Annotated in this window: 21 protein-coding genes; 15 read left to right on the forward strand and 6 right to left on the reverse strand. The window is 62.6% G+C overall.

Features of this window, described 5'->3' with window-relative positions; all coding sequences use genetic code 11:
• Nucleotides 1–27: 27 nt before the first annotated feature.
• Nucleotides 28–969 carry a sodium-dependent bicarbonate transport family permease gene (locus BMY52_RS07175; protein ID WP_090252746.1) on the reverse strand — a complete coding sequence of 314 codons (942 nt, stop codon included), beginning with the start codon at nucleotides 967–969 and terminating at the stop codon, nucleotides 28–30.
• A 106-nt stretch (nucleotides 970–1075) separates the two neighbouring features.
• Between BMY52_RS07175 and BMY52_RS07180 the strand changes: the two genes are divergently transcribed.
• The 5 genes from BMY52_RS07180 (at nucleotide 1076) to BMY52_RS07200 (ending at nucleotide 6274) form a co-directional block, all read left to right on the forward strand.
• Nucleotides 1076–1495, forward strand: coding sequence for a hypothetical protein (locus BMY52_RS07180; RefSeq protein ID WP_143050442.1), 420 nt, complete (start codon nucleotides 1076–1078; stop codon nucleotides 1493–1495).
• A 122-nt stretch (nucleotides 1496–1617) separates the two neighbouring features.
• The gene (locus BMY52_RS07185; RefSeq protein ID WP_090252751.1) at nucleotides 1618–2757 is read left to right on the forward strand and encodes a DUF5610 domain-containing protein; all 1140 of its coding nucleotides are present in this window, start codon (nucleotides 1618–1620) and stop codon (nucleotides 2755–2757) included.
• Nucleotides 2758–2832: 75 nt separating this feature from the next.
• Nucleotides 2833–3825: a hypothetical protein gene (locus BMY52_RS07190; RefSeq protein ID WP_090252754.1), complete on the forward strand. Its 993-nt coding sequence runs from the start codon at nucleotides 2833–2835 to the stop codon at nucleotides 3823–3825.
• The gene (locus tag BMY52_RS07195; protein WP_090252758.1) at nucleotides 3825–4925 is read left to right on the forward strand and encodes an ATPase; all 1101 of its coding nucleotides are present in this window, start codon (nucleotides 3825–3827) and stop codon (nucleotides 4923–4925) included. The genes BMY52_RS07190 and BMY52_RS07195 overlap by 1 nt, the downstream gene beginning before the upstream one ends.
• Nucleotides 4922–6274, forward strand: coding sequence for a vWA domain-containing protein (locus BMY52_RS07200; protein WP_090252761.1), 1353 nt, complete (start codon nucleotides 4922–4924; stop codon nucleotides 6272–6274). Before BMY52_RS07195 ends, BMY52_RS07200 begins: the two co-directional genes overlap by 4 nt.
• Nucleotides 6275–6511: 237 nt before the next feature.
• Here the strand turns inward: BMY52_RS07200 and pdxH are convergent, their stop codons facing one another.
• Both pdxH and BMY52_RS07210 read right to left on the reverse strand, forming a co-directional pair.
• The gene (pdxH, locus tag BMY52_RS07205) at nucleotides 6512–7150 is read right to left on the reverse strand and encodes a pyridoxamine 5'-phosphate oxidase (RefSeq protein WP_090252763.1); all 639 of its coding nucleotides are present in this window, start codon (nucleotides 7148–7150) and stop codon (nucleotides 6512–6514) included.
• A gap of 6 nt (nucleotides 7151–7156) precedes the next feature.
• Nucleotides 7157–8635 carry a phytoene desaturase family protein gene (locus BMY52_RS07210; protein WP_090252766.1) on the reverse strand — a complete coding sequence of 493 codons (1479 nt, stop codon included), beginning with the start codon at nucleotides 8633–8635 and terminating at the stop codon, nucleotides 7157–7159.
• Nucleotides 8636–8794: 159 nt separating this feature from the next.
• Between BMY52_RS07210 and BMY52_RS07215 the strand changes: the two genes are divergently transcribed.
• From BMY52_RS07215 to hypB, 3 genes are read left to right on the forward strand one after another with little or no spacing between them, the layout of a single operon-like run.
• Nucleotides 8795–11155, forward strand: a complete 2361-nt coding sequence (locus tag BMY52_RS07215; protein ID WP_090252768.1) for a Tex family protein — start codon at nucleotides 8795–8797, stop codon at nucleotides 11153–11155.
• A 24-nt stretch (nucleotides 11156–11179) separates the two neighbouring features.
• A complete protein-coding gene (gene hypA / locus BMY52_RS07220) occupies nucleotides 11180–11539 on the forward strand; it encodes a hydrogenase maturation nickel metallochaperone HypA (protein ID WP_090252771.1) in 360 nt (119 codons plus the stop codon).
• A 2-nt stretch (nucleotides 11540–11541) separates the two neighbouring features.
• Nucleotides 11542–12348 carry a hydrogenase nickel incorporation protein HypB gene (gene hypB / locus BMY52_RS07225; protein WP_090252774.1) on the forward strand — a complete coding sequence of 269 codons (807 nt, stop codon included), beginning with the start codon at nucleotides 11542–11544 and terminating at the stop codon, nucleotides 12346–12348.
• 170 nt (nucleotides 12349–12518) lie between these two features.
• Here hypB and metK read toward each other — a convergent pair whose 3' ends face one another.
• Genes metK through BMY52_RS07240 form a run of 3 tightly spaced genes read right to left on the reverse strand, consistent with a single transcriptional unit; the run spans nucleotide 12519 to nucleotide 15379 of the window.
• Nucleotides 12519–13676 carry a methionine adenosyltransferase gene (gene metK, locus BMY52_RS07230; protein ID WP_090252776.1) on the reverse strand — a complete coding sequence of 386 codons (1158 nt, stop codon included), beginning with the start codon at nucleotides 13674–13676 and terminating at the stop codon, nucleotides 12519–12521.
• Between the two features lie 57 nt (nucleotides 13677–13733).
• Nucleotides 13734–14570, reverse strand: coding sequence for a methyltransferase domain-containing protein (locus BMY52_RS07235; RefSeq protein WP_090252778.1), 837 nt, complete (start codon nucleotides 14568–14570; stop codon nucleotides 13734–13736).
• The gene (locus BMY52_RS07240) at nucleotides 14570–15379 is read right to left on the reverse strand and encodes a glycine/sarcosine N-methyltransferase (protein WP_370642776.1); all 810 of its coding nucleotides are present in this window, start codon (nucleotides 15377–15379) and stop codon (nucleotides 14570–14572) included. The genes BMY52_RS07235 and BMY52_RS07240 overlap by 1 nt, the downstream gene beginning before the upstream one ends.
• 881 nt (nucleotides 15380–16260) lie before the next feature.
• Between BMY52_RS07240 and BMY52_RS07245 the strand changes: the two genes are divergently transcribed.
• From BMY52_RS07245 to kdsA, 7 genes are all read left to right on the forward strand, one after another.
• Nucleotides 16261–16803, forward strand: a complete 543-nt coding sequence (locus BMY52_RS07245) for a flavodoxin (RefSeq protein WP_090252781.1) — start codon at nucleotides 16261–16263, stop codon at nucleotides 16801–16803.
• Between the two features lie 131 nt (nucleotides 16804–16934).
• Complete coding sequence (locus tag BMY52_RS07250; protein ID WP_090252783.1) at nucleotides 16935–17693, forward strand: MotA/TolQ/ExbB proton channel family protein; 759 nt, start codon at nucleotides 16935–16937, stop codon at nucleotides 17691–17693.
• A complete protein-coding gene (locus tag BMY52_RS07255) occupies nucleotides 17683–18081 on the forward strand; it encodes an ExbD/TolR family protein (RefSeq protein WP_090252784.1) in 399 nt (132 codons plus the stop codon). Before BMY52_RS07250 ends, BMY52_RS07255 begins: the two co-directional genes overlap by 11 nt.
• A 6-nt stretch (nucleotides 18082–18087) precedes the next feature.
• Complete coding sequence (locus BMY52_RS07260) at nucleotides 18088–18513, forward strand: ExbD/TolR family protein (protein WP_090252787.1); 426 nt, start codon at nucleotides 18088–18090, stop codon at nucleotides 18511–18513.
• A gap of 8 nt (nucleotides 18514–18521) precedes the next feature.
• A complete protein-coding gene (locus BMY52_RS07265; RefSeq protein ID WP_245740672.1) occupies nucleotides 18522–19298 on the forward strand; it encodes an energy transducer TonB in 777 nt (258 codons plus the stop codon).
• A 118-nt stretch (nucleotides 19299–19416) separates the two neighbouring features.
• A complete protein-coding gene (locus BMY52_RS07270; RefSeq protein WP_090252792.1) occupies nucleotides 19417–21075 on the forward strand; it encodes a CTP synthase in 1659 nt (552 codons plus the stop codon).
• The gene (gene kdsA / locus BMY52_RS07275; RefSeq protein ID WP_090252794.1) at nucleotides 21062–21913 is read left to right on the forward strand and encodes a 3-deoxy-8-phosphooctulonate synthase; all 852 of its coding nucleotides are present in this window, start codon (nucleotides 21062–21064) and stop codon (nucleotides 21911–21913) included. The genes BMY52_RS07270 and kdsA overlap by 14 nt, the downstream gene beginning before the upstream one ends.
• The last annotated feature ends 3 nt before the right edge of the window (nucleotides 21914–21916 follow it).

The following is a 21916-nucleotide window of genomic DNA, read 5'->3' on the forward strand; positions in this document are numbered from 1 at the left end:
TCCTCTGTGGGGGTGCCATGAAAACGCTCACCTGCCCACCCACTGCACCCACTGGTAATACAGGGGGATGCCCACGAGGACATTCACCGGGAAGGTGAGTCCCAGGGCGGCCAGCATGGCCAGACCGATATTGGCCTTGGGGATGGCGGCGCGAATGGCCGCTGGCGCGGCAATATAGGAGGCGCTGGCGGTCAGCGCAGTGAGGATGAGCAGAGAGCCTGCAGGCAGACCCAGCAGCAGTCCCGTGGTCAGGCCCACACCCGCCAGCAAGAACGGGGCACAGACGGCAAAGCACAGCAGTCTCCAATGGTGCCAGGGGACAGGGCGTAGGGTCTCGGCTGCCGTCAGGCCCATCTCCAGAAGGAACAGAGCCAGTACCACCTTAAAGGAGTTGGTGAGCAGGTCGGTGACTGCCGCCCCTTCCTGGGGGCCGTAGAGCAGGCCGATGATGACTCCGCCCACCAGAAGAATGACACCCCGGTTTGTCAGTGTTTCATGCCACAGCCCGGGCATGCCGACGCTCGTGCTGGCACCGCCGTAGCGGCGATAAAGGAAGATGGCCACCATGATGGCGGGTAATTCCATCATCACCAGATAGAGGGTGACTTCGGCGCTAACAGGCAGCTTCAGCCCCTCTGCGAAGGCCAGGGCGACGGCGAAAGTGCCTGCGCTCACGGAACCATAATGGGCAGCCATGCTGGCGCTGTCGGCCGCCGACAGGCAGATGACACGCATCAACAAGGGCATCAGCATCAGCGGGATCAGCGCTCCCAGCGCGGCCACGGCGAGCAGATCCTGAATGACCGAGAGGCTGATATTGCCATGCAGCGCCATCCCTCCCTTGAGGCCGATCGTCAGCATCAGCAGCAAGCTGAGGGTGTCGTAGGCGGCCTTGGGAATGGTCAGATCGGATTTCAGCAAGCCGGCCACCAGGCCAAGCAGGAAAAACATGACGACAATATCTGGCATGGTTGTTGGTGCGATAGCTTCAGGGGATGCGAATTTTGAGGCCAATGGCCGCTAGATGCCAGTGCTGGGGCTTGAGTCCTTCCCGACCGGGTGGCACTCTCTGGCCATGAAACCTTCCTTGCGCATCACGATCATTCCGCTGCTTGCGGCAGCGTTGAGTTTTGGGGTGGTGGCCTCATCTCAGGCCCAGACCGTCATTCTTCAAGAGGGGGAGTCCTGGCAGCGCGGTGATGTGCGTGTCTGGTGTGGTCCCCCCCCATCCAGTGTGCGTCCCATCGTGATCACGGAATGCCAGTTCTGGGACGACTTTGATAACGCCTGCCTATTTGAACGACGCATCCACCGGGTCGGTGGGCAGGAGTGTGTCGAGGAATGCCAGCACTGGGATGATTTTTCAAACACCTGCAATTTTGAGACGCGCTGTGATTACCACGCGGATCAGCATGTATTCGTACACACTCGCTGTGAGCAATTTGATGACTTTGCGAGGACGTGCCAGCGGGAGCGCGCCCGCGTCCTGCGCTGATCTGTTCAGTCAATGTCGCGGGCCGGTGACCTGGTGCGCGGCTAAGGGCGCAGATCACCCTAAAGAATCCCTCCCGGCTGCCGATACCACGTCCATACCCCCCAGTGCAGGAGTGTGTCGCCGTGGCTATCGATCACAGTGTCTTCCCGGTCTCACTCAAGACCCCCGATTTCCGTCCTGGTGCCAAGGGTGCGGGACAGGGCATCGCTTCGGGTGACAATGGCTCCGCTCGTAGCCTGAATGCATTGCAGAACAAGATTCTGCAGAACCTGGCCAAGCAGATCCCCGGGCAAAGCCTGGGGGGCATGAAGCGTCTGGATGCCAATGACTTCACTCCCGAAAAGGTGGCCGAGCGCATCGCTGGCTTTGTGGAGATGGGGCTGGCCAATGCCCGAGCTCGAGGCGCCAGTGAAGAGCAACTGCAAACGCTGAAGGAGCAGGCCACACGCGGTGTCGAGCAGGGCTTCAAGGAGGCCCGTGAGATCCTGGGTGGTCTCAATCTGCTCGATGGAAAGATCAAGGCGGACGTGGATGAGACCGAGGCGCTGACCTTCGCGGCTCTGAAGAACCTCGCGCTCGACCCCCAGGATCGTGATCTGGCTGGCATGACCCGCCTGTCCATGATGGAACGCTATCAGCGCGCCGAGAGCCTGGAGCTCAATATCACCACGCAATCGGGTGCCCAGGTGAGCATCCAGTTCCAGAGTGCCCAGGACAACCGTGTCCAGGCCGAGGCCCGAATGGAGGGCGGGGATTCACGGGGGTGGCTGGATGTCAGCCGAACCGAGCAAAGCGGCTACAGCTTCTCGATCCAGGGCGACCTGAACCCGGATGAACTCCGGGCCGTGGAGGACCTGGTGCGTGATGTGGGGCAGTTGGCGGATCAGTTCTTCAATGGGGATGTGCAACAGGCCTTCGAGATGTTGCCGGATCTTCGCTTCGACACCAGCCAGTTGCAGTCCATGGATCTGAACATGACCCGCACCGAGACCTACCGTATGGCTCAGAGCTATGAGCAGACCCAGCAGATGGAGTCCCCGGAGCGCTCCATGCCGGGACGACGTCTGGGCCAGTTGATGGAGGCCATGCAGGAACGGTTCAACCTGCCGTCGCTGCAGTTCCTGGCCAATCCCATGGACGATGGCGGACTGATCATGAAGACACTGGTGGAGCAGGATACCCGCTTCAAGGAAGCCGACACCGAGCAACAACAGCGATTCCAGGAGAACATGGCGCGGCTGCTGGATGCGGTGGGGCAGTAGCATCGGGCACACACGGCGGGGAATATTCGGGTCACTTCACGGTCATAATTCCAGGTAACCACCACTGGAGGCCCGGTGACCCCGCTGACCCATCACGAAATCCTCACCCTGGTTGGCCCCTTCGCCCGCGACGAGTGGCGGGTGGATCTGGCGGCCACCGATCGCCAGAACCGGTGCGTGGTGTTCGAGCCCCGCACCCATGACCATCCCGAAGATCCTTCCAGCCTGTCGCTCACCGAACACCTGCAACTGGAAAACCCGGCCCGTGGCCGCTTCTGTCTGCGGCGCACACTGACCGATGCGTCGGGCCTGAGCGCCACGCTGGAGGTCATCGGTGAAGACGCGGCCTCGGTGTACGCCCAGTGCGCCCGTGTGCCGTTAGATGACCACTTTCGGCACCAGGCCGGTACGCTGGCGGCCCTCAGTTACGCCCTGGAGTATCGCCGCCCTGCACCCAATGCCGAGCCGGGCTGGAGGCGGCGCTTTACCCTGGGTGAGGCCTACGTACGCGGGCGACGCCTGCAGTTTGATGCCCGCACCGTCCCGGGTCTGCCTGCCAAGCTGACCCTGGACTGGCACCCCCAAGGTGATATTCATTTGCCCGGTGACCTGCTGGCGGTGCAGGGCTGGGCCTGGCGACCCCTGCAACTCATGCCCGGCGGCTGGAAGGCCACCGTGAAGCTGTCCCGACGGGAGCCGGAGCGTTCGCGCGAGGCCGAGGAGCGCTTCCTGGCCACGGTGGCACACCTGGAACAGACCCTGTCCCAATCCCCCGCGCACTTTCATGAACGCTTCAAGTGGCAGCGCTGGCGGGTGGTCTTTCAGCGCAGCCTGGCCATACAGGGGATGCTGGCCATTCTGTCCGCCATCCCCATCCTGTACTGGGGCGATTTCGGGCAGGATGGTCAGGTGCCCCTGTGGACCACCGGCGTGCCACCCGTGATGCTGCTGGCCATCTTCCTGAGCTGGTCCCGCGAGGTGCCGGTGATGGAGATCCCGCCGCTGCCCAAGCCACTGGTGGCCACCGCCTGGGAACAGGGCCCATCCACTGAAGGAGTCCCCGACTGATGCAGGGCAATCCCATGAACATCCCGGCGGTGTCCATCGCCGCCGCCAAGCAGGCACTGATCGAGCAATACGCGGATCCGGTACTGCGGCTTCGTGCCTCCATGCTCTGGGGCACCCGCGGAGTGGGCAAATCCTCCATCATCGCCCAAGTGGCCGAGCACTACAGGGTTCCCCTGGTGGACCTGCGCCTGACCACCATTGAGCCGGTGGACATCCGCGGGGCCATCTATGCCGACGAGGAACAATCCCGTACGGTCTGGTTTCCCCCGGAATTCCTGCCCGGGCCGGATCAGCCCGAGGGCATCCTGTTCCTGGATGAACTCACCGCCGCCGATCAGCGCCTGCAGATCTCCGCCTATTCCCTCATCCTGGATCGTCGCGTGGGGCACTACCGTTTGCCTGATGGCTGGCAGGTGGTGGCAGCAGGAAATGCCCGCTTTCACGGGGCAGTGAGTCACGACATGGGCACCGCCCTGGCCGATCGCATGTTCCACTTCAACGTGCAGACAGCCATCGACGCCTTCCTGGAACACGCCCTGGAGCGTGGCTTTGCCCCGGAGGTGATGGCCTACCTGAAGGTGCGGGCCGACAAGCTGGATGACACCCAGACCCAGCTCGCCAATGATTATCTGATCGGCGCAAGCCCGCGGGGCTGGGAGGATATCTCCAACGTGCTGCACTCGGATATCTCCGACACGGCCAAGCGTCTGTTCGTCCAGGGGCGCATCGGGTCCGCCAATGCCGCAGAGTTCTTCGGGGTGTTGCGGGAGATCCAGTCGGGGGTGGACGTCACCCGGCTGCTGGCAGCGGATGCGGGGCCGGACACTGCGGAACTGCTGCCGCGCTCCCTGGATGGCCTGTACGGCATGATCTATGGCCTGCTGGCCGCCGTGGAGGATGCCACAGCCATGAACCGCGCCCTGGAGATCATCGAGCAGTATCCGGATATCCGCGCCGATGTGGCCTTGCCCATTCGCGAGGCCCAGACCCTCACCATGGAACTGCTGCTGCAAAAGGGCCTGGCCCGGGGGCTGGAGAACACCATCCTGGCCAGCCCGGCCTATGAGCGCTACATGGCCCAGCGGGAACAAGGGGCATGAAGGGCTACGACGACCCGGTTCATGCTGGCCACCGGGGGACCGGAGCGGTGCAGACCATGGTGGAGTACGCCCCGTCCACGGGGGGGCTGGCCCTGTGGATGCAACACCAGGACGTGGACGAACTCCCGGAGTCGGTCAGGGCGGCCAATGATGGTCAGACCATCTATTACGGGCCCGGCTTCGGGGATCTGCCCCTGCCGCGCCAGGTGGGCCTGGTGGCACACCAGGTGCTGCACGTGGCCCTGCGCCATGCCCAGCGCCGGGAGGAACTCAGACGCCTGGTGGGCGATGTAGACGCCCAGCTCTATAACATCTGCGCCGATGCCATCGTCAATACCAGCCTGAGTCACCTGGACTGGCTCGAACTGCCCCGGGATGCAGTGACCCTGGAACGCCTTCTGCGCGAGTCGCTCGGGATACGCTATGGCCCGGAACAGGCCTTGCTGGAGTGGGATGTGGAACGGCTCTATCGCCAGGTGGATGATCGCCGCAAGGACGGGGATTCAGGGCAGGGCCAGCGCGGGGATCAAGGGGCATCGGGGGGTGAAGGTGGTGAGGATGCCCGTGACAGCGCCCAGGCACAGGCCCGGCCGAGACAAGATGGCCCCCGGGCCGAGCAGGCGCGGCGCCTGGATGGGGCGGAGTCGCGGGATCTGCTTCCCAGTGATGAGGATGTGAGCCGACCCGAGGCGGCGGCGGAGCAGAGCCGGGAGTGGGCCGAGCGCATCAGCCGGGCCCATGCGGGTGACGGTGCCTTCTCCATGCTGCGCTCCCTGCTCGCGGATCTGCCCAGGGTGCGGGTGCCCTGGGAGCAGGTGCTGCGCACCCAGTTGACCCGTGGTCTGACCCGGCATCCCGAGCTGTCCTGGTCCCGCCCGTCGCGCTCCTACCTGGCCAATCAGGGGCGCACGGCGGGCGGGCGTCGCATGCCCTGGGAGCCGGGCATGGTGGGCTCCCGTGCCGTCCCCCGGCTGGTGCTGGTGGTGGATGTCTCGGGGTCCATCGACGAGGGCTTGCTGGGGCGCTTTGCCACCGAGATCGAGGCCATCACGCGCCGCACCGACGCCAATCTGATCCTGGTGATCGGGGATCTGGCCGTGCGCTCGGTGCAGCGCTTCGAGCCCGGGGTGTCTTCGTTGCGGGATCTGGTCTTCGAGGGGGGCGCGGGGACCGATTTCACGCCGCTGCTCAAGGAGGCGGACCGGCAACGCCCGGACATGGGCGTGGTGCTCACCGACCTGCAGGGCCCGGCCCGGTACCGCCCGGACTGGCCGGTGCTCTGGGTTGTCCCAGCCGAGCATGAGTCCACGCCAGCACCGTTTGGCCGCAAGCTGGTGCTGGTGGACTAACTCTCATGCATCACATCGGTGAGGCACCCCCGATGATGAAAGATACGTTACGAGCCCCTCTCCCCTGTGGGGAGAGGGGTTGGGGTGAGGGGCGAGGGCCAGCACAGTGCCTGCCTCACCCCCTCATCCCCGGCCCTTCTCCCCCGAGGGGAGAAGGGAGCTTCCGTAGCTGAACCTGGGGGCTTTCACGTCAAGGTGAGAAGGGCTCAGTGTGGTCATCACCGTGATGGATGAGCGTCAGGGCATCAGCCGCTGGATCTCCCAGGTCTCGTACTGCAGCCGGTACTGAAACCGGTCATGCAGGCGGTTGTCCCGCCCCTGCCAGAACTCGAAGGTATCCGGGACCAGCCGGTACCCCCCCCAGGTCTCGGGGCGGGTCACATCCCCATGGGGATAGCGCAGTTGCACCCGCTCAAGACGTTGCTCCAGGGCCTCCCGGTTCTTCACCGGGCCGCTTTGTTCCGAGGCGGCCGCAGCCAGCTGGCTGCCCCGTGGGCGGGACCGGAAATAGGCATCCGCATCCTTTGCGGGCAGGCGTTCCACGTAGCCCTCCACACGGATCTGACGCTCCAGCCCGGCCCAGTAAAACAGCAGGGCCGCCATGGGGTTCTCTGCCAATTGCCGACCCTTGAGGCTGCGACCATCGGAGTACCAGCACAGCCCCCGATCATCCACGTGCTTGAGCAGCACCGCCCGGGCCGAGGGGCGACCCTTGGCATCCGCCGTGGCCAGCACCATGGCCGTGGCGTCGGGCTCGCCTTCGGCGTCCTTGAGCCAGTCGGCCAGCTGTTCAAAAGGGTCCAGGGCCAGGTCGGCACGGCGCAGGCTGGCGCGCTGATACGACCGGCGGGTCTGGCGATGGTCAATGGGCGACATGGGCCGTCAACTCCTGCACTGGTTGAGGATCTGTTCGGCGGCGATGGTGCCGGATAGGATCGTCGGGGGCACGCCAGGACCGGGCACCGTGAGCTGGCCGGCATAGTAGAGGTTGTCCAGCTTGCGGCTCTTCAGCCTGGGCTTGAGCATGGCCGTCTGCATCAGGGTGTTGGCCAGGCCGTAGGCATTGCCCTTGAAGGCATGATAGTCGTGGATGAAATCCTTGTGGGCGTAGGATCGGCAGAACACCACGTGATCGCGGATGGACTGGCCGGTGATGGCTTCCAGCCGTTCCAGGATCAGCTTCTGGTAATGGCGTCGCGTCTCGGGGGTGTCCTCCAGGCCAGCGGCCACCGGGATAAGCACCATGAGGTTCTCCTGACCCTCCGGGGCCACCGAGGGGTCGGTCTGCGAGGTGGCACTCACGTACAGGGCAGGCTCGGTGGGCCAGGCAGGATCCTGGTAGATCTGCGCCGCATGGGCCTCGAAGTCGGCATCGAACAGCAGGGTATGATGCGGCAGCCCCTCCAGCTTCTTGTCCACGCCCATGTAGAAGATGATGGAGGAGGGTGACATGACCCGTTTATCCCAGTAGGCCGGTGAGTACATGCGGTCGGCCTCGGGGAGCAGATCCTGCTCCACGTGGTGATAGTCCCCGGCGCCGATCAGATAGTCGGCCTCAAAACGCCCCTGGTCCGTGTTCACGGCCACCACCTTGCCATCCCGGGTTTCGATGCCGGTGGCCTCGGTGCCGAACTGGAAGCGGGCACCCATCTCCTCGGCCAACTGATGCATCGCCTTGACCAGTTCATACATCCCGCCCATGGGGTACCAGGTGCCCAGCTTGAGATCGCCGTAATTCATCATGCTGTACAGGGCCGGTGTGGTGCGGCCCGTGCCCCCCAGAAACAGGATGGGGAACTCCAGCATCCGATGCAGGCGCGGGCTCTTGAAGAAACGGGTGATATGGCTGCGGTAGGAACGCAGCAGATGCATGGAGAAGAGATAACGCAACAGCCGCAGCTGGGCAAATTCCATGAAGGAAAGGCAGGGCTTGTTGGCGAACTCGCCAATGCCCACCGTGTATTTCACCTCGGCCTCGTCCAGGAATCGTTCCAGCTGGAAACCGGCACCCGGCTCGATGCTCTCGAACAACTCCACGGTCTGTTTCACGTCCGCCGGGATCTCCACATAGTCATCCTTGCCGAAGTAGATCCGGTAGGAGGGGTCCAGGCGTTTGAGTTCAAAGTAGTCAGAACTCTTGCGCCCGAATTCGGCGAAGAACCCATCGATGACGTCCGGCATCCAGTACCAGCTCGGTCCCATGTCGAAGGTGAAACCCTTTGCAGAGAACTGCCGCCCCCGGCCGCCGGGGATGTCGTGGCGCTCGATGACGGTGACGTCCATGCCCTCGCGGGCCAAGGTGGCAGCGGCGGCCAGCCCGGCAAAGCCGGCGCCGATGATGACGATCTTGTTTTTCTTCATGATTTCTTCGGGAGATGACGGTGAATGGGTACGCTACCCCGGCGGCCCGTGGCTGGCAAGGTGTACCGCCCCGCGCCCTTCCATGAAGACCCGCCCATGGGACCCGGGCCGTGGGTGGGTTATGATTGCCCCCTCATTTTGTTCAAGTAATGGCGCCCCATGACTTCCATACCCTCCCGTATTGCCCAGGAACTGGGCGTTCAGGCCAGCCAGGTCAACGCTGCCGTGGAACTGCTGGACGGTGGCTCCACCGTGCCGTTCGTGGCCCGCTATCGCAAGGAGGCCACCGGCGGCCTGGACGATACGCAGCTGCGTAACCTGGAGGAGCGACTGATCTACCTGCGGGAGCTGGAGGGACGTCGTCAGGTGGTGCTCAAGGCCATCGAGGAGCAGGGCAAGCTCACCGACACCCTGCGACAGGCCATCGACACCGCCGAGACCAAGACCCGTCTTGAGGACCTCTACCGGCCCTACATGAAAAAGCGCCGCACCAAGGCGCAGATCGCCCGGGAGAATGGCCTGGAGCCGCTGCTGGATACCCTGCTGGAGGATCCCGCTCAATCCCCGGAGGCGGTGGCCGCCGGCTTCACCCGTGATGAGATCACCGTGGAGGCCGCCCTGGAAGGGGCCGGGCATATCTTCATGGAGCGCATTGCCGAGGATGCCGATCTCATTGAAGAGATGCGCCAATTCGGCTGGGAGAAGGGCTATATGGTCAGCCGGGTGGTGGAGGGCAAGGAACAGGCCGGTGCCCGCTTCCGTGACTATTTCGATCATGTGGAGCCTTTGTGCAAGGTGCCTTCCCACCGGGCCCTGGCCATGTTCCGGGGGCAGGCGGAGGAGGTGTTGCGCCTGGAGGTGGCCTGGAGCCAGGCCCAGGCCCGGGGTGAGAAGGAAGAGCCCGGTGCCTCCCCCGGCGAGCGCGCCGTGGTGCGTCGCTTTGGCCTCTCGGACCAGGGGCGGCCCGCCGATGCCTGGCTGGCCCGGCACGCCCGTCTGGCCTGGCGGGCCAAACTCTCCATCCACCTGGATGTGGCCCTGAAGCGCCGTATCAGGGAACTGGCGGAGGAAGAGGCGATCCGTGTCTTCGGCGCCAACCTGGAGGACGTGCTGCTGGCCGCGCCGGCAGGATCCCGGGCCACCATGGGCCTGGACCCGGGCGTGCGCACCGGTGTGAAGGTGGCCGTGGTGGATACGGAGGGTGCGGTGGTGGATACCGCGACCGTGTATCCCTTCCCGCCGAAGAATCAGGTGGATGCCACGTTGCACACCCTGGAGACGCTGGTGAAGCGTCATCAGGTGGAGCTCATTGCCATCGGTAACGGGACCTTTTCCCGGGAGACGGATGCCCTGGCGGCGGAACTGTTGAAGCGCCTGAAACGGCCCGGGATGAGCAAGGTGATCGTGTCCGAAGCCGGGGCCTCGGTGTACTCCGCCTCGGAGAGTGCCTCCCGCGAGCTGCCGGATCTGGATGTCTCCCTGCGTGGCGCGGTGTCCATTGCCCGGCGTCTGCAGGACCCGTTGGCGGAACTGGTGAAGATCGAGCCCAAGGCCATCGGTGTGGGTCAGTATCAGCATGACGTGAACCAGAGCCAACTGGCCCGCAAGCTGGATGCCGTGGTGGAGGACTGCGTGAACGCCGTGGGCGTGGACGTGAACACCGCCTCCGTGCCCCTGTTGGCCCGGGTGTCCGGCCTGGGCCCGACGCTGGCGGAGAACATCGTGGTGCACCGTACCGAGAACGGGGCCTTCAGGAACCGGACGGCCCTCAAGGCCATCCCTCGCCTGGGGGCCAAGGCCTTTGAGCAGGCGGCGGGCTTTCTGCGTGTGCCATCCGGGGATAACCCGCTGGACGCCTCGGGGGTGCACCCGGAGGCCTATCCCGTGGTCAAGCGCATCATGGCCAAGACCCAGCGGGATGTGAGGCAGTTGATCGGAGACGAGGCCTTCCTCAAGGGCCTCGACCCGCGGGACTTCACCGATGACGCCTTTGGTGAACCCACGGTGCGGGATATCCTCGCCGAACTGGCCAAGCCCGGCCGCGACCCCCGGCCCGAGTTCCGCACGGCCGCCTTCCGCGAGGGGGTGGACAAGCTGGAGGATCTGGAGCCGGGGATGGTGCTGGAAGGTACGGTGACCAATGTGGCCAACTTTGGGGCCTTTGTGGATGTGGGTGTGCATCAGGATGGCCTGGTGCACATCTCCGCCCTGGCCGAGGGCTTCGTCAAGGACCCCCGGGATGTGGTGCGGGCCGGGGACGTGGTGAAGGTCAAGGTCATGGAGGTGGACCCGGAGCGTCGACGCATTGGCCTCACCATGCGCCTGGGGGATGAACCCGGGCAGGAGAGCCGCGGCGGGCGCAAGGCATCTCGGGACCCGAAGGCCTCCCAGCCCGGTCGCCAGGGCCAGGGAAAGGGCAAGAGTGCCCCCGGGCAGGGCGCGCCTCGTGGCAAATCACGGGAGCCCGAGCCGGAGGGCGCCCTGGCCGCGGCCCTGAAGGCGGCCGCAGGCAAGGGCTGATATCCGCCCTCCGGGGGGGAGACCATGCATGAGATGTCCCTGGCCCGTGAGGTGTTGCACATCCTGGAAAACCAGGCCCGTTTGCAGAAATTTTCCCGGGTCCATGCGGTCACAGTGACCATAGGCCCGCTGGCGGCGGTGGATGGCCCGGCCCTGCATTTCGCCTTCGAAGCCGTGACCCAAGGGACGCTGGCGGAAGGGGCCGAACTGCATATGGAGCATCCTGCTGCCCGAGGGTGTTGCCGACACTGCGGGCACTGTTTCACCATGGACTCATGGCTGACCCCCTGTCCTCACTGCGGCGGTCCCGCGCAGGCCGAAGGTGGCCAGGAGATGCAGGTCAAGGACCTTCAGGTCAGTGATGAGGGCATGCGGAGGAGATAATCATGTGCACGGTGTGTGGCTGTGGTGACGAGGAACACAAGCATGAAGGTCATGGCGGGAATACCCGCCAGGTGTCCGTTGAAACCGACCTTCTTGCCCGCAACGATGCCCATGCCCGAGACAACCGGGCCTGGTTCGAGCGCGAACGGGTACTGGCCCTGAACCTGGTCTCAAGCCCAGGGTCTGGCAAGACCCACCTGCTGACAGCGACCATCGAGCGGTTACGGGATCGCCTGCCGATGGCGGTGATCGAAGGGGATCAGCAGACCCGTCGCGACGCCGATCGCATTCGTCAGACTGGGGTGCCCGCCGTGCAGATCAATACCGGCAAGGGCTGCCATCTGGATGCCCACGGGGTGGGCCACGCCTGTGAAGCCCTGGAGCCACCCCGGGGCGGCATCCTGTTCATCGAAAACGTGGGCAATCTGGTTTGCCCCGCAGCCTTTGATCTGGGCGAGGCCCGCCGGGTGGTGGTCCTGTCGGTCACCGAAGGGGATGACAAGCCGTTCAAGTACCCGGACATGTTTCAATCTGCCCACGTGATGATCGTGAACAAGCTGGACCTGCTTCCCCATGTGGACTTCGACATGGATGCCTGCATTGAACAGGCCCGTCGGCTCAATCCCGGGATGGAGGTCTTTCAGCTATCGGCCCGCACGGGGCAGGGGATGGAGGCCTGGGTGCAGTGGCTCGAGGCCCAGTGTTCCGGGCGGGGAGCGATATCGGATGGACAGGAACTGGAGACCTTGCGCCAGCGCGTGGCCGAACTGGAGTCCCGCCTGCAACAGGCGGGACTGATGAAGTCCTGAGGGGCCTGTGACTCGGGGGGGCGTTCGCTTGCACCTGTGTATCCAGGGCCGTGTTCAGGGCCACTGAAGGGGCGGCCAGATATGCCAGACACAAAAAAGCCGGGAGAGGTTGCCCTCTCCCGGCCTTGAATGCGCATCGGGCGATGCCCGATGCGCCAGGTGCCAGATGCTTACTTGGCAGCCTTGGCCAGCGCGTCGGCGCGGTCGGTGCGCTCCCAGCTCACGCCCAGGTCTTCGCGACCGAAGTGGCCGTAGGAAGCGGTCGGACGGTAGATCGGCTTCTCCAGATCCAGCATGGTCAGGATGCCGAACGGGCGCAGATCGAAGACGTCGCGGACGATTTCCGTCAGACGGGTCTCGTCGATCTTGCCGGTGCCGAAGGTTTCCACGGCAATGGAGGTGGGCTCGGCCACGCCGATGGCGTAGGAGACCTGAACTTCGCAGCGCTCGGCCAGGCCGGCAGCCACGATGTTCTTGGCCACGTAGCGGGCGGCGTAGGCAGCTGAACGGTCCACCTTGGAGGGGTCCTTACCGGAGAAGGCACCGCCACCGTGACGGGCCATGCCGCCGTAGGTGTCCACGATGATCTTCCGGCCGGTCAGGCCGCAATCGCCCAGTGGGCCGCCGGTGACAAAGCGACCGGTGGGGTTGATGTGGAACTTGGTGTCCTTGTGCAGCCACTTCTCGCCCAGCACAGGCTTGATGATCTCTTCCATCACGGCTTCCTGCAGATCCTTCTGTTCGATCTCGGGAGCGTGCTGGGTGGAGAGCACCACGGCGTCGGCAGCCACGGCCTTGCCGCCTTCATAGCGGAAGGTCACCTGGCTCTTGGCGTCGGGACGCAGCCAGGGCAGGGTGCCATTCTTGCGCACTTCGGCCTGACGCTGCACCAGTTTATGGGAGAAGTGGATGGGAGCGGGCATCAGCACGTCGGTTTCGCTACAGGCATAACCGAACATCAGGCCCTGGTCGCCAGCACCCTGTTCTTCCGGGCGGCTGCGATCCACACCCTGGTTGATGTCCATGGACTGGGCGCCCAGGGAATTGAGCACAGCACAGGTGTTGCCATCAAAGCCCTTGTCGGAGCTGTCGTAACCGATGTCCAGCACCACTTCACGTACCAGGTCTTCCAGGTTCAGAACGGCAGTGGACTTCACCTCACCAGCAATCAGCACCATACCCGTCTGGGTCACGGTCTCCGCGGCCACGCGGGCCTTGGGATCCTGCGCCAGGTAGGCGTCAATGATCGCATCGGAGATCTGGTCGGCCATCTTGTCCGGGTGGCCTTCGGAAACAGACTCGGAGGTGAAAAGATAGGTCTTGCTCATGTAATGGTTTCTCCTAGTAATGGTCTTTCAGGATTGAAGTCGGATAATCGCCCGAAATCAGACCTTGCGGAAGCGGAAAATGCCCCAGCAAAGATGTCCGGCCTTGCCGCCATCAACCCAGTGTTGCAAACCTTTTTTCATGCGCGCGATGTAGTCATCGGAGATGAGGCCCTTAAGGCTCTCTTCACGGGATTCAAGCTCCTTGAACACCCGCCCATAGTGGCGCGGCAACTGGTGACTGTGATCCTCGAAGCCGATTTCCTCAAGACCCACTTTCTTGGCGGTATCCCGGTAGAAACCCGGAGAGCCCAGGGTCTCCAGATGAATGCGGTCCAGGATGGGCTGCAGCTTCTCCTTGGGCGCATCGTCTGTCTGCATCGGATCGGTAAAGATGAACACGCCACCGGGCTTGAGCACGCGGGCCACTTCTTCCATGACCTTGGCGCGGTTACCGCTGTGCAGGATGGCGTCCTGAGACCATACGACGTCAAAGCTGTTGTCTTCGGCCGGCACGGACTCAAAGCTGGCATCGAGCACGTCGATGAGGTGATCCAGCTTGAGGGCCTTGTTCATCTGCCGGTCGCGCTCATTCTCCACTTCGCTCAGGTTCAGTGCCGTGACGTGGCAACCGAAGGTGGAGGCCAGATAGCGGGCTGCGCCACCGTAACCGGCGCCGATGTCCAGTACCTTCATGTCGCGGGTCGGCTCGCCCAGCAGGTCGCCCATGTGGGCCACGGTACGACGGCTGGCATCGGGAATCGCCTCCTCGTCGGACTCGTACAGGCCGATGTGGATGTCCTCGCCGCCCCACACGCGGTGGTAGAAGTTGTCGGCGTCTTCGCTGTTGTAGTAGTCGCGGGCAGTGGCGACGGCACCTTCATACTGATTCGTCATTATTCGTTCCCCGTATATTTCTTGTCGGCTACGTGGATGAAGAAGTCCGGCTCAGTGTCGTGGTAGGTTTCCTTGAAGTCACCATAGGTTTCGATCTTCTGGAAACCCACTTCGCGCATCAGGCGGCGTACGTAAGGTTTGCGCAGCGGGAACATGTTCAGATGGAACACGGACTTGTCCGGGAAGGCGTAGCGGAAGCGGGCCAGGCCGTCATCCACGTGCTCCGGATGCACGGACACATTGTCGCCGCAGTAGTAGAACGTGTGGGCGCTGGAATAGCCGTGATCCAGGATGGCGTCGTAGTTGCGCTGGTCCAGGATCAATACGCCGTCGTGGTTCAGGGCGGCATGGAATTCGGCCAGGGCCTTGCGGCGATCGTTTTCATTGAACAGATGGGTGAAGGAGTTGCCAAGACAGACAACGGCATCATAGCGGCCATAGATGTCGCGATTGAGTTCGCGCCAGTCGGCCTGGGTGACACGCAGGATGTGGCCCCGCTTGCGGCCGTTCTCGAAGGCCTTGATCAGCATCTCGGGTGCGCCATCCACGCTGACCACATCGAAGCCAGCCTCGAGCAGTCGGATGGAGTGGAAGCCGGTACCGGTGGCCACATCCAGCACGCGCTTGGCGCCACGCTTCTTGAGCTCCTGGATGAAGAAGTCGCCTTCACTCTTCGCGCGGCTATCCCAGTCGATCAGGTCGTCCCATTTGTCGACGAATGATTCGGTGTATTCGTTCACGTAGTTGTCGGTGTCGCGACGTTCTACCGGCTTCTCGCCGAAATCCTGGTCTGACATGGTGTTGGACATAATGATGTTCCCCGCCATTGAGGTGTTTGATTTTGCTGCGTTGCATCGTGCGGCGCTTGAGCGCCTTCACGATATCGACCACACCGCCATGACCGGGCCAATGAGTTAGACCCTGTCTGCGGTGTGTGGCCGGCGTGATGCTTGCCGGAGATGGTGTCCGCCCTCACCATCCATTCTGTGCTGACTTGTTGCAATGTCCCGTGAAGCGTCGCGATGACCCGGATGACTGCATTCACCCAATGGGTGCCGGGGCGCGTCTTCTTTGCGACGGTTGCCGCGGCCGGATCGTGGGGCACGATCGTTTCGTTGGCCTCCGGGGCAGGTAGCCCGGGTGCGGAAAAACCGTGGACGCCTTGGTGGCAGGTGGTCGCCCGATAAGGCGACAAAATACATGTAAATGTCGACTACGCTATTGCTCGCGCCAAAGACCTGCCGGGTCGCGGCTGATTACCACACTGCATTGCGTGGCGGTCACCGTATGCACCTTGAAGGTTATGCGCTGATGCATCCCTAATACCTTGGGGGACTTTACCGAAGAATGCAAGTCGACCCCCTGAGTTTCACTGAATCTTCACGCGGAAGTTCCCGTATTTCACCCCCGTGCCAAGTGCATGCACGCGGCTTGGAATACGCCATGTCGTGAAGCCGACATTGAGACAAATGCCCCGTTGTGGTGCGCTCTCACGCCAGCGTCAGATACTGCATTGGCGAAATAAATCACCTGCGGAAACAGCATCATACGGGACTGGCCCGCTTATTGCCAGGGTTGGCATGGGAATTGCCCCTATCTTCAGTGAGGTCTTCCGGGTGATACGTTTCCAGGACGCATGTCCAGGCTCTGTTTCGCTCCGTCATTCGTTTTTTACCAAGAGGGCAACTGTATGGCGCGCATCGGCATTTTTTTCGGTACCACCTCTGGCAACACGCGCAAGGTGGCCAAGATGATCAAGAAGAAGTTCGACGATGAAACCATGGCAAAGCCCCTGAATGTAAACCGGGTCTCTGCCGATGAAATTGCGGGTTATGACTATCTGATATTCGGAACCCCCACCATGGGTTCCGGCCAGTTACCGGGCCTGTCGGCTGATTGCGAGGAAGAGAGTTGGGAGGAATTCATGCCAACGCTTGAGGAGGTGGATTTCTCCGGAAAGACGGTCGCACTATTCGGCTTGGGGGATCAGGTGGGATACCCGGATGAATTCGTGGATGCCTTGATGGAGATCCATGACGTGGTCACGGATCGCGGTGGTCGTGTGGTGGGGCACTGGCCCACGGAGGGGTATACCTTCAACACCTCTCAGGCAGTGGTGGATGACCAGTTCGTGGGCTTGGTGCTGGACCAGGACAATCAGAGCGATCAGACCGAGGCCCGTCTGGAACAGTGGCTCAAACAGATCGCTTCGGACTTTGACTTGACGGTTTGATAACCTGTGCCGCTCCGGTGTTTCCTGGGGCGGTTTTTTTTACCCTGATAGTTGATAATGATTCGCAACACCATTAGCATGCCGGACTTGCGTTGTCGAAGCGATGGCGGGTTCCGCGAGGTCTTACTCCGATGAATTCAGATGATACAACCCCAGGTGGCATTCTCCACGCCCTGCAGACGGTCACTGACGTTGGCGGCCCCGTGGTGGTCATTCTGCTGCTCATGTCTGTTGTTGCGCTCACCGTGATCCTTGTCAAGCTTTGGCAATTCAACTGGTGGCGTCTGGGAGATCAGCGCAGCCTTGATGAGGCGTTGGCGCATTGGCGTCAGCATCAGGGCGATCAGGCGTTGGAGGTGCTTGCCCGATCTCGTAGTCCCGCGGCCCGTGTGATGGAAGTGGCCATCCAGGGCCGACGCGACCCGACCCTGTCTGAGCCCCTGCTTCGGGAAGAAGTGAGTCGTGTTGCCAGTCGCTGGTTGGAGACCTTGCGTGGGCACTTCCGGGTACTGGAAGTGATCGGCAGCTTGGCCCCCCTGCTGGGACTCCTGGGCACCGTCCTGGGCATGATTGTGGCTTTTCAGCAACTGGAGGCAGCGGGCAACCGGGTGGATCCATCCGTCCTCTCCGGGGGCATATGGGTGGCCTTGATGACCACTGCTGTAGGGTTGGGCGTTGCCATCCCCGTGGTAGCCGTGCTCAATGGCCTGGAGCGATGGCTGGAGCGTTTCCGTCACCGCCTGCAGGATGCCGTGACCCAGGTCTTTACCGTGCGGCAACCGGAATCCATCGCCCACGGGGAGGAGGCCCACAGGGAGAAGGCAGATACCCCGGTTCAACAGGCCCGCATCAAACTTTGGAAGGGGCGGGCGGCCTCCGATGCAGATTGAGTCCCCACCACGGCGTCGGCGGGCGCTGATCAGCCTGACGCCACTGATCGATGTGGTCTTCATCCTTCTGATTTTTTTCATGCTGGCCTCCAGCTTTCTCGACTGGAGCGCGGTTCCCCTGAGCACACCTTCCGCTCAGCAGGCACCGACCAGTGTGGATGACCCCCCGCTATCGGTGCGCATCGCGGTTGGGTCCGGCGTGCGGATCGAAGGGGAGGCCGTTGAGCATGGCGCGATCGAGGGTGTGATTCGGCAGTATCTGGATGAACACCCCGGGCGCACCGTGGTGGTGCAGCCCGAAGGTGGTGTGGCCTTGCAACAGGTGGTGAATGTGCTGGACGAAATACGTCATGCCAATCCGCGCTCCATGCGGCTGGCCCGCGAGTAAAGACGGATGAACCTTCCCGAGTTACCATCACGCGAGGCGGATGAAAATCATCTCATCCCCTTGATTAATATTGTTTTCTTGCTGTTGATCTTTTTCATGGTGGCTGGCGCCCTGTCTTCCCAGGATGTCTTTGAGGTCGAGGCGCCCGGCTCGAATATCGATGAGTCGATGGATGATCAGGGCTGGCTGGTCTTGCTGGGCGAAGGCGGGCGCCTGGCCCTGGAAAATGAGGAGTTGGACAGTGAAACCCTGAAGGCGCGTCTGGCGGAGGCCAAGGAGGAACGGCAAGCCCAAGGCTCGGATTCCCTGCCCGCCGTGCGCATCAAGGCCGATCAGGACGCTACCACCCATGACCTGCTGGATCTGATGGAACTCATGAGGGACGCTGGCGTTGAAAAAGTCCAGCTTCTCACCGTGCTTGGTGATCATTGATCATGCGGATGCGAGGTTTTCCATGGGTTGTTGCGCTGGCTCTGGCGGTGGGGCTGCATGCCTCGGTCATTGCCTACCTGGCGCGCACCGATATGGATCCCGATGGTGCTGAAGCACCGGGTGAATCCGGTGTGGTCATTGATCTGGCTCCCGCAGGCCAGACCCTCGGTGATCCGGAGGCGTTGATAGAGCCCGAGCCTGAACCCGAGCCCGAGCCCGAGCCTGAACCTGAACCTGAACCTGAACCTGAACCTGAGCCCGAGCCCGAGCCCGAGCCCGAGCCCGAGCCTGAACCCGAGCCCGAGCCCGAGCCTGAGCCTGAGCCTGAGCCTGAGCCTGAGCCTGAGCCTGAAACCGAATCCGCGCCTCAACTCAGTGAGTCCGAGGAGGATCAGCCGCAGGATGCAATCGTCCAGGGTGAGGAAAGTGAGCACGAGGCGCCGTTTGAGGAGGCCCGCGACGCTCCTGTCGCCCATCAGGGCGGGGGAGACCCCGCTGCGGAGCAGGACTATGCCCGGGAGCTACGCGCCTGGCTGGAACGGCATAAGGAATATCCGCGCCAGGCTCAGCGTCGGCGACAGGAAGGGGTGGCCACGGTGCGTGTGACCATCGATCGGCAAGGTCACGTACTTTCCTACGAGCTCGCGCAGGGTTCCGGGTATCGCCTGCTGGATCAAGCTGTGGAGGACATGATCCGTCGTGCCGATCCCTTGCCCGCCATGCCGGCCGATGTGGGAGAATCCACGTTCACGTTCTCGCTCCCGGTCTCCTTCAACCTTTGGTGAAGGCCTCGTCCCGACGGTGACTCGAGCAAGTCGCGTTGAGGGGGTATGACCCCTCTGGTATCCTTGCGTGCCATTCGGCGCGATTCGCCGCCGTCACCCCATATCCAATGACCAACTCATGACTCGATACGTATTCATTACCGGGGGTGTGGTTTCCTCCCTGGGCAAGGGCATTTCTGCTGCCTCTCTGGGGACCATCCTCGAAGCGCGCGGCCTGAAGGTCACCCTGCTCAAGCTCGATCCCTATATCAACGTGGATCCGGGCACCATGAGTCCGTTTCAGCATGGAGAGGTCTTTGTCACCGAAGACGGGGCCGAAACCGATCTGGACCTGGGCCATTACGAGCGCTTTGTGCGGATCCGTACCACCCGCCGCAATAACTTCACCACCGGTCAGATCTACGAGAACGTGATCCGCAAGGAACGCCGGGGCGACTATCTGGGGGGGACCGTACAGGTCATTCCCCACATCACCGATGAGATCAAGCGCTCCATCCGGGCCGGTGCCGAGGGGGCCGATATTGCCCTGGTGGAGATCGGCGGAACCGTGGGCGATATTGAGTCGCTGCCTTTCCTGGAGGCCATTCGCCAGATGGGAGTGGAACTGGGCCATGAGAATGCCCTTTTCATGCACCTGACCCTGGTTCCGTACATTGCGGCCGCCGGTGAGATCAAGACCAAGCCAACCCAGCATTCGGTGAAGGAGCTGCGGTCCATCGGCATTCAGCCCGACATTCTGCTCTGCCGCAGCAACCACCCCTTGCCTGAGGGAGAACGGCGCAAGATCGCCCTGTTCACCAACGTGGAGGAAAAGGCAGTCATCTCGGCGGTGGATGTGGATAATATCTACAAGATCCCTCTGTGGCTGCACTCCCAAAAGCTGGATGAGATTGTCCTGCGCAAACTGCACATGGAGGCCCGGCCTGCAGATCTTTCCGACTGGAAGAACGTGGTCAATGCCATGGAGTTCCCGGAGGCCGAGGTCACCATCGGTATGGTCGGCAAATATGTGGAGCTCACCGAGTCCTACAAATCCCTCAACGAGGCCCTGACCCATGCGGGTATCCATACGTCCACCAAGGTGAATATCCGTTATATCGACTCGGAGAAGCTGGAGAACTCCGATGATGATGTGCTGGGCGAGGTGGATGCCATCCTGGTGCCCGGTGGTTTCGGCGAGCGGGGCGTTGAGGGCAAGATTGCCGCCGTGCGTTATGCCCGGGAGCGTCAAGTGCCTTATCTGGGCATTTGCCTTGGAATGCAGGCGGCCGTGATTGAGTATGCCCGTCATGTGGCCGGCCTGGAAAATGCTCACAGCACCGAATTCCGGCCTGATACACCGCATCCGGTCATTGCCTTGATCACCGAATGGCAAAATGCCGAGGGTGAGTTGGAGCGTCGCGCCGAGGACGATGACATGGGCGGCACCATGCGTCTGGGCGGTCAGCAGGCGCGTCTTGATCCCAAGACCCTGGTGTGCCGCGTGTACGGGAACGAGATCATCAGCGAGCGTCATCGGCACCGCTATGAGTTCAACAACCAGTACCTGGATACCCTGACCCAGGCGGGTCTGGTGATCTCGGGAAAATCCATGGATGATGCCCTGGTCGAAGTGGTGGAACTCCATGATCACCCCTGGTTTCTGGCTTGCCAGTTCCACCCGGAATTCACCTCCACCCCTCGGGATGGGCACCCACTCTTTTCCGGATTCGTGCGTGCCGCGCGGCTCCAGCACGAAAAAAAGGCCAACCTGAGTGAGCACTATGAATCTGTGTGACTTCCAGGCTGGCAATGATCAGCCGCTGTTCCTGATCTCCGGCCCCTGCGTGATCGAGAGCGAACAGTTGGCGCTGGACACCGCTGGGCAGCTCAAGGAGATGGCGGATCGCCTCGGCATTCCGTTTATCTACAAGTCCTCATTCGATAAGGCGAATCGGTCCTCTGTGACAAGTTTTCGCGGCCCAGGGATGGATGAGGGCCTGAAAATCCTGGAAAAGGTACGACAGCAGATCCGGGTGCCGGTGCTCACGGATGTCCACGAGGACACTCCCATGGAGGCCGTTGCCGCCGTCGTGGATGTGCTGCAGACGCCAGCCTTCCTGTGCCGTCAGACCAACTTCATCCAGAAGGTGGCAGCTCAGGGTTTGCCGGTGAATATCAAGAAGGGCCAGTTCCTGGCACCGTGGGACATGCAAAACGTGGTGGACAAGGCCCGAGCCACGGGTAATGAGCACATCATGGTCTGCGAGCGTGGGGTCTCCTTCGGCTATAACACGCTGATCTCCGACATGCGTGGCCTCGCAGTCATGCGCCAGACGGGGTGTCCGGTGGTATTCGACGCCACGCATTCGGTGCAGCAACCTGGGGGACGCGGTAGCAGTTCCGGTGGTCAGCGGGAGTTTGTTCCGGTGCTGGCCCGGGCGGCGGTGGCGGCGGGTGTGGCCGGATTGTTCATGGAGACCCATCCCGATCCGGACAAGGCCCTCTCCGACGGCCCGAATGCCTGGCCCATGCCCCTGCTGGAAGACCTGTTGATCACCCTCAAGGCGCTGGATGAAGTCACCAAGCGCCAGGGTTTCATTGAAGATCAGTTCCTGATCGCATCCCAAGATTAGTAG

Origin of the sequence: Ectothiorhodospira marina (assembly GCF_900109495.1) — a bacterium.
In the GTDB taxonomy this organism is placed as follows: domain Bacteria; phylum Pseudomonadota; class Gammaproteobacteria; order Ectothiorhodospirales; family Ectothiorhodospiraceae; genus Ectothiorhodospira; species Ectothiorhodospira marina.